The organism is Aliivibrio logei, assembly GCF_001691055.1.
GTDB lineage: Bacteria > Pseudomonadota > Gammaproteobacteria > Enterobacterales > Vibrionaceae > Aliivibrio > Aliivibrio salmonicida.
The window spans coordinates 204,420-218,178 of sequence record NZ_MAJU01000011.1 but is presented as its reverse complement, the minus strand read 5'-3'; the positions used below and the strand labels follow the sequence as shown (position 1 = coordinate 218,178).

Genomic DNA, 13,759 nt, shown 5'->3' with positions numbered 1-13,759 from the left:
AAGAGTATGTTCTTTAAGAATGGGCTCAAATCTAAAATTAAGCCCTCTATGATATCAGCCTAAAAGCGATCTCAAAAGCGATCAATTGCAGTTACCGTGATGGAATTGCTGTCAACGGTGAATTTCACGTTCAAATCAAACAAATTTACCGCATATTCCTTAGTATCCGCTTTGCCTTTTTTATAGGCTGGGCGGGGATCTTGTCCAAGTACTTCTTTTATCACGGCTTCAATGTGTGATTTTTGAGGGTGTGATGCGAGTGATTTTTGTGCCTCAATCGATAAGTACACGTTGAGAACATCGGGTTCTTTTTCTGCAAATCCCCCCAACGCAGTAGGGATTGAATCGGAATAAGGGATGTAGGGTTTGATGTCGATAATCGGTGTGCTATCTACCAAATCAACGCTGCCTAATTCTAAATAAGTTTGATTACCTTCTTGAACAACGCCTTTTAACTCGACGGCTGACATTCCAATACCATTGGGACGAAAGGTCGCTCGTGAAGCAAAAACTCCAATGCGTTCGTTTCCACCTAATCGTGGTGGGCGAACCGTTGGCCTCCATCCCGCATCTAAGTTTTGGTCAAATAAGAATAAGAGCCATAAATGAGAGAACTGCTCAATCCCACGCACCGCTTCTGGTGAATTTGCATCTCCCACCAATTTTAGGCGAGATGTCGCGCTAGGTGCTAAGCGAGGTTGACGAGGAACCGCAAACTTTTCTTTATAAGGCGATTGAATAAAACCAACAGGATCGATGTGATAAGTCATTTATGTAAGCTCAACGGTGAATATGGATAAATTTTATCATAACTAATGAATCGTCACTTTTTTACTTTATATGATAATAGTTCGCAATTGCTAATTGTTATGTTATAACATAACAATTAATGGCGATTTATAGGGAGAGAAAAATGAAAGAAGGCATTCATCCAACATACAGAAAGGTTCTTTTTCACGATACGAGTGTTAATAAATATTTTCTTATCGGGTCAACATTACAAACAGACAGAACGATGAAATGGGAAGATGGAAAGGAATACCCTTACATGACATTGGATATCTCTTCTGAATCACACCCATTTTATACGGGTGAACAAAGAGTGGTTTCTACGGAAGGACGAGTTGCAAACTTCAATCGTCGATTTGGTGCATTAAAAGGTAAGGTATAATGAAAGTATTAAGCTCATTGAAAAGTGCTAAATCGCGACATAAAGACTGTCAAATTGTAAAGCGAAAGGGGCGAGTCTTTGTTATTTGTAAAACAAACCCTCGATTTAAAGCGGTTCAAGGAAAGAAGAAAAAGTAAGATAGAAAAAAGGTTGGCATCATTGCCAACCTTTTTAGGTTTGATTAAGTCAAAAGAGGGATTACCAACCTTTAACTACGCCACCTTTAAATGTTTTTAGAGCAGCTTGGTAAACTTCATCTGATTGGTAAGCTTTAACAAAAGTCTTTACGTTTTCAGTGTTTACGTTATCAGTACGACCAACAATTAAGTTTACGTATGGAGAGTCTTTATCTTCAACAAAGATGCCATCTTTCTCTGGTGTAAGGTTTAGGCTACTTGCGTAAGTTGTGTTGATTACAGACAGTGCCACATCATCAAGAGAACGAGGAAGTTGCGCCGCATCTAGCTCAACAATTGAGATGTTTTTAGGGTTAGCGGTAATATCACGAACCGTTGCAGCAAGACCAGAACCATCACGTAATGTGATTAGGCCTTGTTCTTGAAGAAGAAGAAGAGAACGACCAAGGTTAGTTGGATCGTTTGGTACCGCAATACGTGCACCATCTTCAATTTGGTCAACAGCAGTTACTTGCTTAGAGTAACCTGCAATTGGGTAAACAAATGAATTACCAGCAACTTCAATCTTGTAACCACGGTCAGCGACTTGTTGATCTAAATATGGTTTGTGTTGGAATGCGTTCAAGTCAATTGAACCATCATCTAATGCTGCGTTTGGTGTTACGTAATCGGTAAATGTCACTAACTCAACATCAAGACCGTATTGCTCTTTTGCTACTTTTGCTGCAACTTCAGCGACTTGTGCTTCAGCACCTGCCATTACACCTACTTTAATTAGGTTTGTGTTTGTTTCTTCTTGGCCACAACCAGTAAGAATAAGCGTTGATGCTAGACCCGCTACTGCTGCCAGTTTTTTTATGTTCAATACCATTATTTACTCCTTAAAAATGAATTCCATTTAAATTTTAAATTAGATTAACGATGATCAACTTTTTTAACTAAGTTATCACCAATTGATTGAATGATTTGAACCAAAACAATCAACATAACAACGGTCACAGCCATGATGGTTAAATCATAACGGTGGAAACCATAACGAATCGCTACATCACCTAACCCGCCGCCGCCAACTGTTCCAGCCATTGCTGAGTAGCTAACGAGGGTAACCAGAGTGATAGTCACTGAGTTCACTATCATAGGCAAAGCTTCAGGAAGCAATACCTTAGTTATAATTTGAAGAGGAGTTGCACCCATTGATTGTGCGGCTTCAACTAACCCACTTGGTACTTCAATTAATGCGCCTTCCACTAAACGAGCAACAAACGGAATTGCCCCGATAGTTAATGGAACGATGGCTGCCGTGGTACCAATAAAGCTGCCTACAATAAGCTTAGTCACCGGAATGATAGCAACCATGAGTACCAAGAAAGGCACAGAACGTCCCATATTTACAACAGCGCCAAGGATGCTATTGAACGCTGGGTTTTCCATTAATCCACCTTTTTTGGTGATATGCAAAATAACACCCAGTGGAATACCAATAGCAAAACCGACAATACCAGCAACAGAAACCATGTACAGAGTTTCGCCAGTCGCGTTTAATAATAGCTTGCTGTTTAAATCAAGCCATGCGGAAATCACATCAAACGACATAACCTAACACCTCTACTTTTACATGATGATTACGTAAGAATTCAATCGCTTGTTTTGTTGACTCTTGGTTACCGAAAAACTCAGCAAGCATTAGGCCAAATTTAACGCCGCCAGCGTAATCAATATCAGAGCTTAAAATACTGATATCAATATTGAATTCACGAGATATTTGACTGATAACAGGTGCATTCACCGTTGCGCCAGTAAACTCTAAACGGATCAGAGGGTAACTGCCTTCGACATAAGTATCGTGTAGACGCGTTTTAAAATCGTCAGGAATTGATAAATCTAATGTCGCTCGAATGAATTCTTGAGCTAAAACGGTTTTAGGGTGAGCAAAAATATCACTCACAATGCCTTTCTCAACCAATTCACCATCACCGATGATCGCGACTTCATGACAGATGTTTTTTACCACTTCCATTTCATGAGTAATAATTAAGATAGTGATGCTTAATTTACGGTTTAGATCTTTAATCAGTTCTAGAATTGATTTCGTCGTCGCAGGATCAAGCGCACTGGTTGCTTCATCACATAACAATACTTTTGGATCGGTTGAAAGCGCACGAGCAATCGCCACACGTTGTTTTTGACCACCGCTTAAATTCGCAGGGTAAGTGTGGTGTTTGTCTGACAGTCCGACGAGATCTAATAAGTCATTCACTTTCTTATTAATCTCTTGTTTTGATTTTCCTGCAAGCTCTAAAGGTAAAGCTACATTTTCAAATACAGTGCGAGAAGACAAAAGATTAAAGTGCTGAAAGATCATCCCAATATTACGACGAGCCTTGCTTAATTCACTTGACGACAGTTTAGTTAAATCAACACCATCCACAATGACTTCGCCATTGGTTGGTTTTTCTAACATGTTTACACAGCGTATCAGTGTGCTTTTCCCTGCACCTGATGAACCAATAACACCGAAGATGGTGCCTTGGGCAATATGAAGGTTAATATCTTTAAGGGCATTAATTTCCTTTGCACCTTGATAAAAGACCTTATTGACGCGGTTTATTTCAATCATGATTCGCCTTGAACTGAACTGCTAAGCAATTGGAATTTAAATAACGTTACACAAAAGTTCACAATGTTGCAAAAGTTGAGCTATATCGCATTTTAAATTATTTTTTAATGTAAGACGATGCTATTTCGAATGGATAATTAAGTCAATAGATATTTTTACGTCTAGACGGCTAAACGTATAAATAAGATGCTAATCATTTAAAAGCGTGAGATAATTTTGTCATTAAGAGATTCGACAATTAGAGGGTTTTACCTTGTCTAAACCAGCAATATTTATTGATAGAGATGGCGTGATTAACGTTGATCGTGGCTACGTTCATAAGCGTGATGACTTTGAATACATTGATGGTGTGTTCGATGCTGTTAAGATATGCAAAGACATGGGCTACTTACTTGTATTAGTGACCAATCAATCAGGCATTGCACGTGGTATCTTTACTGAAGAGCAGTTTGAAACATTAACTGAATGGATGGATTGGAACTTTGCTGAGCATGACATCGATTTTGATGGCATTTACTATTGTCCGCATCACCCTGAAGCGACAGTAGAACAGTACAAAGAAGAGTGTGATTGTCGTAAACCAAATCCTGGTATGTTCATGTCAGCTCAAAGCTTCTTAGATATCGACATGGAAAAATCTGTGATGATCGGTGATAAGAAAGAAGACATGATGGCAGCTCAAGCGGCTGGCGTTGGTACACGTATTCTTGTTCGTACAGGTAAACCTGTAACAGAAGAAGGCGAAGCATTAGCAACAACGGTACTTGATAGTATTGCGGATGTGCCTAAGTTTCTGTTTGCTTAATTAATACCGATACAATGAAATTTCAGACGCCTATAGAGAAATCTATAGGCGTTTTTTTTGATCTTTATTGGAACAAAGGTCAAGTAATTGATTTATTAATAGTTAAATTTTATAAAACTACAACTGATTGATTACTCTCGGCATTTAATTTTGTTTTTCGATGTTAACTCATCAAAATGGTGAATGTCTTACAAGCTATTGAGACTTCGGCTTATTGATGAATATATCTAATTGATATAAGTTCTCATTTTCATTTAGAGCAAGTTTAACGGAGTTACTATGAAAACGAGTACACTTATTGGCTTAGTTGCCTTTTCTACCTCAATCTCTGCTTTTGCAAACGCTATTGTCTTTCCTGATTCTGAAAATAATGCGAGAACAAAAACCGAGATTGTTTTTCCTAAAGATAAAACGCCAGTACCATTGGTTGGTGGATATCAAATTGAAAATGGAATATTAACGTCAAGAACATACAATTGCGGTATTAATATTAGCGATCTTGATATCGAAGCTAAATTGCAATGGAATGGTGCAACACCACAGTTGCTCATTGTTGGTGAGTATCCAAGCTCTATGTGCCGAGCAGGATTTACTGGCCCACTATCAGTGGATTTAGCAGAATTTATTCATCGCATACCTGCGCATGTCCTAGATAGATTAGTTGTTGCTAATCATTCCCCTCTAGATTTATAAATACCTTTTTTCGTTTTTAATTCACTCAATAAGCTTGAAGTCCATTTTCTAGTTTTCTAGTTTTTTAGTTTGCTTATTGAGTGTTTTTTCAAAAATATAAGAATAATTAATAATATGAAATTAAATAATTTGATGCTTGTTTGTTCCTTGCTCTCAACGGGCGCTTCCGCTTTAGAACTGTGCCGGGTAGGCGATGAAATCAACGTTCTTGATAAAGAGTCGTTTAATAATTTAAGTAAGAAAAATTACCGTTCTTTTAGTGATGAAATTATGCCAGAGGATCTTTTCCCAAAAGTACCAGACCATTTCTCAAGTTTAAAACCGAATCTAAGCGAAGCCACTCACGTTTACAGCGACACTTCTTCTTTACTCGAAACCGGCCCTGCGAGCTCTTTTGCTGTAGAAACAGAAGAAGCTTCGCGCTTATTGTCTACTATTGGACGATCTGCATCTGAAGCAGGCAGTGCTGCACTTGAGGCGTTAGGACCAATTGGAGAAGCTGCTGCAGTAGGCCTTTGGGCGCGTGATGTCGCGGATACATTTGAAGATGAATCTCGGACATCCTACGATCGTTTTGCAACCGTTATGGGGTTGGTGGATTGGTTTGGGGTTCTCAAACTTCCTGAGCGTGCTGTTGATCGTTACATTATTAGTAATCGTTGGGACAGCATGGCTTCTGGTAATCATTACAGTTTTACTATTCATGATGATATTGTGACGCAGCAAGATTTAAGGGATAAGAAACACTGGGCGGAATTGGCGAGTAATCAGCACAAAACTCTTGAATCAATAGTAAAAAGCTATGCTTCTGATGTCGCATTAAAATACCAACTGCATTATCAAGAAACGGTCAAGGCACAAGCATTACTTGCCAATGAATTGATAAGTGCTGTAGATCAGGAATTGGAAAAGACACTTCATTTTCAATTAGGAATAAATAAAGAGGGGTCACGATTATTTTCGTCTGATATAGCAAGTACGTGCCGAACAGAAACTGACGCTTTATTTGCTCTTTATCCTAACCAACAAGAAAATAATAATCGTCCACCTTCGATTCCTTCCGCCCGTGTCGCAAATCGTACATTAGCCGCGCTGCAACATTGTCAGCAATACATTCTTGATCAAGCGGTGACTAAGCTGGATGAAATACGTAATGGGCAGTTGAATGGTTTGAACCATCTTGCGCTAACTCAACTTTATACACGTACATTGAACGCAAAGAAGAAGATTGCTGAAACGGCCGATAATCATGTTCGTATTACGAGTATGAAATTACAAAACTCAATGAAAAATGAGGGTTTAGCGCTAATTAATCGGCTTTTTGATTCGGGTTCGGTAGAAAAAGCGAATGCGTTTTTTAAAGAGCAAGCAAGTCGCTATGCGGTTGATGAGATGGCGAGAAGTTTGCTGTATCGACCTGCAACGTCAAGAGAGCTTTCTTCTAAGGTTTTAGTACTGAAAGAGACTTATAAGTATTGTTCTAGTGTTGGCGTTTTAGCGGGAGACCCTAATTTTAGAGGGTGTCTAAAATATACGTGGGAGCCAGCAGAAACACGTCGATTTGACTTTTCTCAAGATGATGTGACTAGCCAAATAAAAATGCCGTTACGTGAAACGTATTACGAGGTATTTGCTACCACGCTTAACCTATTGATTAAAGAGGGTTGGAATTCAGAAATCGAAGAACAATGGCTTGAGCAACAAATTCTCGATTATTCAGAACAACAAAATCAGATGGTTCAGAGCCGAGAAAATAAAGCTGAAATCTATCGCTGGTTGTTTGATTCACACGCCCAACTGGGGAGTGAATGCATCGGTGAGCGAGAATGTTCAGGATGGAGTTCGTCATATTTAGCCAAAGAAAATCTGTCTCGAACTTCTTCTCTTGCTCATATTGCTCGTTGGTTGGCGGATTACTCGGGTCGAGGAGCGTACATTCATCGTAAACGATTGGAAAAACTGGATGAATTAATTAAACCCGCTTTAGAAAGCGATTGGAAAGCCACGCAAGGCAGTCAGTTTTATAGTTACGCTTATCCGAGCAGTTTTGATATGGAAAAATACGCGCCATTGATTGATTCTGCATTGAAAAACTCAACCCTTGATGTGACTAATTTATCGGGTAATGCACTCCCATTAGCAAAAGGGATTGTAAAATCGCGTTTGATTGAAGCGGTTGAATTAGGTGAACAAAATGGGCCTGATTGGTTACTTTCTCAGGTTGGTGACTTTCAACGTTATGCCGCAATTGTTCATTCACAACATACCAGTGTTGGGCGTCACGCTCCTGAAATGGAAGAAACCCCCGTTTTATTTTCAGAGATGCTGCCTGCTTATATTTTACGTTATTTAGTGTCTGATTTAATTCCAGACAGTTACGATGCTCGTTTGGTTAATTCTATTAATGCTTTGTATGACCCTTCTTCAGAGTTAGGCCAAAAGATCACACAACTTGTAGACGTCAATCAAACACTTAATGACCGTTCAAATAGAACGTGTGACATCAACTTTATACCCCTAAAAGAAACCTTACTTGCTATTTCAGGTGATGAATCATTGTATTGGCTATCACCTATATCGAGTTGGTTGGATAATTTAACGCGTCAACAATTAACGAGCCAGGCGGTGATTGGATGGGGATCAAGAAAACAAACTGAGTTTGGGATTGAATGTGGTATCAGTCCCAATAGCCCCTCTTACCAATAATCTCAGGAGAATAGGCAATGAAAAAATATATTCTTTTGATTTTATGGGGGTGGGCAGCGTTTACCTTTGCGTCTCCTTTTGAGGTTTTCAAACAACCCACTCGTTCGAAAGAGGCCATAACGGAACTTTCTGAGGGGTTTAAGGACTGGTCTAAAAGTAATGCCAGTTGGAAATCTAAATTATTAAGCAATGCAGAAGCGGAAGCTTTGGAAGATTTTTCTATATCAGGGTACCGGACGGCCAATCAATATTTACATGCGGCTGAAACGAAATCGTGGGGTTCATCGGGTAGAGAGATCAAAGGTTTTGTTCGTACATTGAAATCTGGGTTAAACAAAATGCCAGAGTATCGTGGCACAACTTATCGAGGTACATGGTCAAATAAAGCGATGATAGAACAGCTAGAGGTAGGCGATGTTATGTATGAATCAGGCTTTTTGTCTACCTCTGTTATACCTGAAGTTGCTCGACGTTTTGCCGTTGTGCCTCCTAATTCAGGTAATCGCACAGTAAGGGCTCTTTTTCATATTGAGACAAATCGACGCAGTTTTTCAATTGCATCCATTTCAAACTATAGCTCAGAGGCCGAAGTGGTTATTTCTCCGAACAGTTATTTCAAGGTGACAGGTATTGAACGAGGCGTTCTTAATAATTACATCTCATTAGAAACGGTATCGCCAAGATCGGTTCGTATGGGAAGCGATCGACTGTTCAATTTATATTCAGGTGAGCAGCTGCCTCCTTCTCGTTGGCAGCAGATGTTCTGTCGTTAATTCATTAATTTAGGAAATATACGAATGTTTAAAATTGTGGTAGTTATCCTTTTTACGTTTATGTCATTCTTAGTGCAATCCGAAGATTTCTCAGAGTTTAAAGGAAGGGAATTGACTTTCTTTGAAGAAGAGAAAATTGCAGAAAATCTAATGGATTGGGTAGAGGTTCACCATATTAAGGCTGCAAAAAAATTACTCCCAAATGAGTACTCGGCTATGAAAGCGTATGGCAGAGTTGATCATGATGTCATTAATACATTTGTACGAACAGGAGAACCAACGGACTTTTCGACGCCATGGATATATGAAAGTGTCAAAGGAAAGGTAGATAGCTTACGAGGGGCTCTTAATAAACTCCCGAATTATCGGGGAACGGTATATCGAGGATCTTCAATCAAAGATAGCTTGTTAGAAAAACTCAATGTTGGTGATATTTTGCATGAGAAAGCCTTTCTATCAACGAGTACAAACCCTGGTTTTGCGAGAAATTTTTCTGCTTCAGCAACGAATGAAGAAGTCTCTCTTTCTGCTGCTCAATTTAAAATTGATTTAAAATCGTCAGGTAGGGCTATTAACAATTACACCTTTAAGCCTGATGAAGCTGAAATTCTGGTTAAACCCAATACGTATTTTCAGGTGGAAGCGATTGAACGACATTCGATAGAATACAACTTCATTAAATTAAAGGAGATAAAAAATCCTGGACGTCATTTGAGTATCGAACCTGATGTTGTTATTTATGACAGTTTTAGTGGCGATGAAATATCCTTACGTGCCCGTTCATCTCTTTTCTGTATTTAAAAATAAAGGTCTCCTAATTATGAGGAGACCTATTTTTATTTAATGGAATAAATAAGTTTATGGCTATTAATAGTTAATTTAAAATATTGTGGTATATATATTATGGATTTTGTCATTTACTACTGATGGATTGTTTTTATTTTAAAACAGACATGCTTCTGATGCTGATATATTTTCTCCAGTGTGCATGTCTTTAATTGGTCGTTCTCCGATATCGTTTAAACTAATTTCTCTATATATAACGTGATTCCCTTCCTGAGTGATGTTAATAGCCGTTACCTCAAATGTACTATTCCTATTAATCAACACTTCTAGTTCATCCATTCTAATATTTGGCATAACAATCGCCGCGTCGCCTTCTTTTAATTCAAACTTTGAGGTTTGCCCTTTGTAAAAGGCTTGAGACGATCTTGCTGATACCGAGGTTGAAACATAACTACTAGGACTAACGATATCACCGACACTAATTAAACCCTCACTATAAGCCATTAATGTTGATTCACCACGATACACATCCCCTGAATACTTTACACCTTGTTGAAATGCAGAATCAATATGAGTAATGAGTTCGGCGGTTTCTTCAGTATTGTTACTGGTAATTAACGCTTTTCTAATTGCTTGATAGTCAGCGTCTTGGTAGCGTTTAAGTGCATCCGTTTCTTCAAAAGATAACACATATTCTTGCTCCATTGATGAAGATTGAAGTTCTGAAAATAATTGGTAATAACTATCGATGCTTTCTTCGGTGAAAGGGTCTTCCATTTTTTTTAATATGTCGGTTATCTCCGTGTTGGTGTAGTAATTATGGTTATAATTAAGTCCGGCTAAACTTATTGATGGAAATATTGAAAAAGTTAAAAGGCTGATTGAAAAAATAATTCTATATAATATTATCATCTTATATTTACGGTAATGGGTTGTGACTATTATTATGGGTAGTTATTTATAAAATATAACCATGAAAAATGAATATTGTGATCTTATTCACTTAATAATATATTTGGTTGTCTCTATTATATATAAATAATAAATTGTTATTTATAATTTAAATATTGAATGCAAAGATCATAAAACTGCTGTGCTTGTGGCGAAATAGTCCTGTCAGCGAGTTGAAATATACCAATTTGTCGCTCTAATGGAGGATCGATAAGAGGGATCCACACTAAACGAGTCTCATTGGTTGGGAAGGCTAATTTTGGAAGTGTGGTTATTCCTATTCCTAATTCTAATATTGAAAATAAGGAGGTAATGTTTTCAACAGAATATAAAGCTTGCTCACTGAGTACTCGAGCTGGCGTCGAGTTAAGCAATGTACAAGTTCCGTTTCTAATGAAAGTTTGTTCAAGTAATGTTTTCCATTCGATCCCTTCAGGATGAGTGGCGATAGGATTGTCTTTTAAGCAGACAACACCAATAGGATCGCTTATCAACGGGGTAAAGTGAATGGCTTTTTCTTCCAATTGTGAATAATTTCCTAGCGCTAAATCGACCTCCCCAGACAGTAAGCGAGCTTCTACACCTGCGGCATTGTCATCAATTAGGCTGACTTCTACGTTAGGGTATTTTTCACTGAATGCGCCTAGCACACTCGGGATTAATTTTGCGGCAACAGAAGGAACGCTGGCAATTCGAACTCGCCCTTGTTGTCCTGCGGCATCCGCACGTAAATCATTCGTGAGTCGGTCATAGACGTCTAAAAACTGAGTTATTTTTGGAAAACAAATTTCACCAAAAGGCGTTAGTTTTGATTTGTTTCCGGCTTCAAATAAAGGTTGTTCTAAAATTCGTTCGAGTTCTTTAATTGAGGTTGATAATGCGGCTTGCGATCGATTTGCACGGCCAGAGGCGGCACGAAACCCGCCTTCTTCTACGACTAAAGTAAAATGTTTTAATTGTTGTAATTTAATGCTCATTTTATCGACCGCCTTGTTAGCCCTTTATTTATCGAACTCTCACTAAAGTGATAAGTTTTTCTTATCGAACGTAAGAAATTTACCGTTAGATTTATCATCTGTCAATGTGCAATATTTAACCGTATTGAAACATTGTGATTACATGACGAATGAGAGCGTGAGACTAAAATGAAAAAGCATTCAGTAAAAACCGATTTATTTGCCTCTAAAGCGCCTCTTGAGTGGGCAATTGTTAACAACGGCACGCTATATACGGCTCAAATTCCGATTGATCAATCAGGCGCGGTCGTTGAGGGAGGGATTGAAGCTCAAACTCACCAAACGTTTAAAAACTTAGTACACACTTTGGAATGTGCAGGAGAGTCGTTAGATTCTGTACTTCAGGTACTTATTTATGTTACTGACAGAGAGTACTTAGCAACCGTAAATAAAGTGTACGCAGAATACTTTAATGCCCCTTATCCAAACCGTGCAGCAATGATTGTTGCGGGGTTAGCTCGCGAAGAAATGTTGGTTGAATTTGTTGTGTATGCAGCGGTTGAACCAAAATAGCGGGAAAGTAGTTTTGATTAAATTTGTATAAACATCATTTATTGCCAGACTTAAAGGCAGTGGATCTCAGAGACAAGGAAAGCAGCATGACAGTTCAAGCACAAAATATCTCAGCAGAAAAATCGTTGTACATCGGCGGAGAATGGCAATCGGGCATCAGTACGATTGCGAACATTAACCCATCAGATATTAGCCAACATTTAGGTCATTTTGCTCAAGCCAGTGAAAGCCAAGTTCAAGATGCGATTTCAGCGGCCAAAAAAGCACAGCCTGAGTGGGAAAGAACACCACTAGAGCGTAAGCAAGCCGTATTACAAGCGATTGGTGATGAGTTAATTGCACGTTGTGATGAATTAGGCCGTTTACTTTCTAGTGAAGAAGGTAAGCCTTTTATGGAAGGTCGTGGTGAGATTTATCGTGCGGGTCAGTTCTTCCAATATTTTGCTGCTGAAGTGTTACGTCAAATCGGAGACAGTGCCGATTCTGTAAGACCGGGTGTTTCTGTTGAAGTGACGCGTGAAGCTGTTGGGGTGATTGCGGTTATTTCGCCTTGGAATTTCCCAACCGCAACCGCTGCTTGGAAAATTGCACCAGCATTGGCATTTGGTAATAGCGTCATTTGGAAGCCTGCAAATCTAACACCTGCAAGTGCCGTGGCATTAACTGAAATTATTCACCGCCAAGGTTTACCAGAAGGGACGTTCAATCTGGTGTTAGGCAATGGTTCTCAAGTAGGTAACGCATTGATTAACTCAAAAGAGATAAACGGTGTGAGCTTTACGGGCTCTGTTGATACTGGTCGTAAAGTAGCAACAGCAACCGCTCCAAACTTTGTGCGTTGTCAGTTAGAAATGGGCAGTAAAAATGCACTCGTTATTGCAGATGATGCCGATATTAACATTGCGGTTGAAGCCACCATTGCCGGATCGTTTTCAGGGGCGGGTCAGAAATGTACCGCGTCATCTCGTTTGGTTGTTATGGATGGCATTCATGATGCGTACGTTGAAGCGTTAATCAAACGAATGAGCCAACTTAAAGTGGGGCATGCATTGGAAGAGGGCGTATTCATGGGACCGGTAGTTGATGGTAATCAATTGGATGCGAACTTTGGTTGGATGGAAAACGCACGTCAAAGTGGCGCAGAATTGGCGTTTGGTGGTGAGCGTTTAAGTCTTGAGCATGAAGGCTATTACATGTCTCCAACGCTGTTTATTAATACCAATAATAAATGGGAAGTGAACCAAGAAGAAGTGTTTGCACCAATGGCAAGTGTGATCCGAGTGGCTGATTTAGAAGAGGCTATCGCCACCACCAATGACACGCGTTTTGGGTTAACAGGCGGTATTATCACTCAAAGTTTACGTACCAGTTCGTTGTTTAAACAACAAGCTCAAACAGGGTGTGTCATGGTCAACTTACCAACCGCAGGTACGGATTATCATGTTCCATTTGGTGGTCGTAAAGAATCAAGCTTTGGCCCTCGAGAGCAAGGTCAATACGCAAAAGAATTTTATACCGTAGTGAAAACCGCTTACCAACGTCCTTATTAAAATGGATGGAAAATCTACGTAAATAGATGAAACCGAAATGA

15 protein-coding genes are annotated in these 13,759 nt (G+C 39.2%); 9 read left to right on the top strand and 6 right to left on the bottom strand.

What is annotated here, in order from left to right:
* Positions 1-71: 71 nt before the first annotated feature.
* Positions 72-770: a tRNA (N6-threonylcarbamoyladenosine(37)-N6)-methyltransferase TrmO gene (gene tsaA, locus A6E04_RS11535; protein ID WP_065611432.1), complete on the bottom strand. Its 699-nt coding sequence runs from the start codon at positions 768-770 to the stop codon at positions 72-74.
* Between the two features lie 143 nt (positions 771-913).
* Here tsaA and A6E04_RS11530 point away from each other — a divergent pair, with 143 nt between their 5' ends.
* Positions 914-1,171 (top strand): type B 50S ribosomal protein L31, encoded by a 258-nt coding sequence (locus A6E04_RS11530; protein ID WP_012549673.1) that lies wholly within the window; start codon positions 914-916, stop codon positions 1,169-1,171.
* Positions 1,171-1,308: a type B 50S ribosomal protein L36 gene (gene ykgO, locus A6E04_RS11525; RefSeq protein ID WP_012549672.1), complete on the top strand. Its 138-nt coding sequence runs from the start codon at positions 1,171-1,173 to the stop codon at positions 1,306-1,308. The genes A6E04_RS11530 and ykgO overlap by 1 nt, the downstream gene beginning before the upstream one ends.
* A 61-nt stretch (positions 1,309-1,369) precedes the next feature.
* Here ykgO and A6E04_RS11520 read toward each other — a convergent pair whose 3' ends face one another.
* From A6E04_RS11520 to metN, 3 genes are read right to left on the bottom strand one after another with little or no spacing between them, the layout of a single operon-like run.
* Positions 1,370-2,179: a MetQ/NlpA family lipoprotein gene (locus tag A6E04_RS11520; RefSeq protein WP_065611430.1), complete on the bottom strand. Its 810-nt coding sequence runs from the start codon at positions 2,177-2,179 to the stop codon at positions 1,370-1,372.
* A 44-nt stretch (positions 2,180-2,223) separates the two neighbouring features.
* Positions 2,224-2,901 carry a methionine ABC transporter permease gene (locus tag A6E04_RS11515; protein WP_023603674.1) on the bottom strand — a complete coding sequence of 226 codons (678 nt, stop codon included), beginning with the start codon at positions 2,899-2,901 and terminating at the stop codon, positions 2,224-2,226.
* A complete protein-coding gene (metN, locus tag A6E04_RS11510) occupies positions 2,891-3,925 on the bottom strand; it encodes a methionine ABC transporter ATP-binding protein MetN (RefSeq protein ID WP_012549669.1) in 1,035 nt (344 codons plus the stop codon). The genes A6E04_RS11515 and metN overlap by 11 nt, the downstream gene beginning before the upstream one ends.
* A gap of 253 nt (positions 3,926-4,178) precedes the next feature.
* Between metN and gmhB the strand changes: the two genes are divergently transcribed.
* The 5 genes from gmhB to A6E04_RS11485 all read left to right on the top strand — a co-directional run bounded on the left by gmhB (position 4,179) and on the right by A6E04_RS11485 (position 9,703).
* Positions 4,179-4,730 (top strand): D-glycero-beta-D-manno-heptose 1,7-bisphosphate 7-phosphatase, encoded by a 552-nt coding sequence (gene gmhB, locus A6E04_RS11505; RefSeq protein ID WP_017023052.1) that lies wholly within the window; start codon positions 4,179-4,181, stop codon positions 4,728-4,730.
* Between the two features lie 279 nt (positions 4,731-5,009).
* Positions 5,010-5,423 (top strand): hypothetical protein, encoded by a 414-nt coding sequence (locus A6E04_RS11500; protein WP_017023053.1) that lies wholly within the window; start codon positions 5,010-5,012, stop codon positions 5,421-5,423.
* A 114-nt stretch (positions 5,424-5,537) separates the two neighbouring features.
* Positions 5,538-8,129: a hypothetical protein gene (locus tag A6E04_RS11495; RefSeq protein WP_065611427.1), complete on the top strand. Its 2,592-nt coding sequence runs from the start codon at positions 5,538-5,540 to the stop codon at positions 8,127-8,129.
* Between the two features lie 17 nt (positions 8,130-8,146).
* Positions 8,147-8,902, top strand: a complete 756-nt coding sequence (locus tag A6E04_RS11490; protein WP_065611424.1) for an ADP-ribosyltransferase — start codon at positions 8,147-8,149, stop codon at positions 8,900-8,902.
* Between the two features lie 24 nt (positions 8,903-8,926).
* Positions 8,927-9,703, top strand: coding sequence for an ADP-ribosyltransferase (locus A6E04_RS11485; protein WP_065611422.1), 777 nt, complete (start codon positions 8,927-8,929; stop codon positions 9,701-9,703).
* A 141-nt stretch (positions 9,704-9,844) separates the two neighbouring features.
* Here A6E04_RS11485 and A6E04_RS11480 read toward each other — a convergent pair whose 3' ends face one another.
* The gene (locus A6E04_RS11480) at positions 9,845-10,465 is read right to left on the bottom strand and encodes an ADP-ribosyltransferase (RefSeq protein WP_017023057.1); all 621 of its coding nucleotides are present in this window, start codon (positions 10,463-10,465) and stop codon (positions 9,845-9,847) included.
* 272 nt (positions 10,466-10,737) lie between these two features.
* The gene (locus A6E04_RS11475) at positions 10,738-11,616 is read right to left on the bottom strand and encodes a LysR family transcriptional regulator (RefSeq protein ID WP_017023058.1); all 879 of its coding nucleotides are present in this window, start codon (positions 11,614-11,616) and stop codon (positions 10,738-10,740) included.
* Between the two features lie 168 nt (positions 11,617-11,784).
* On the opposite strand from A6E04_RS11475, the gene A6E04_RS11470 reads away from it, so the two are divergent.
* Together A6E04_RS11470 and A6E04_RS11465 are read left to right on the top strand one after the other, a co-directional pair.
* A complete protein-coding gene (locus tag A6E04_RS11470; RefSeq protein WP_065611418.1) occupies positions 11,785-12,168 on the top strand; it encodes a RidA family protein in 384 nt (127 codons plus the stop codon).
* An 86-nt stretch (positions 12,169-12,254) separates the two neighbouring features.
* Entirely contained in the window at positions 12,255-13,718 is a 1,464-nt protein-coding gene (locus tag A6E04_RS11465; RefSeq protein ID WP_023603668.1) for an aldehyde dehydrogenase family protein, read from the top strand.
* Positions 13,719-13,759 lie beyond the last annotated feature (41 nt).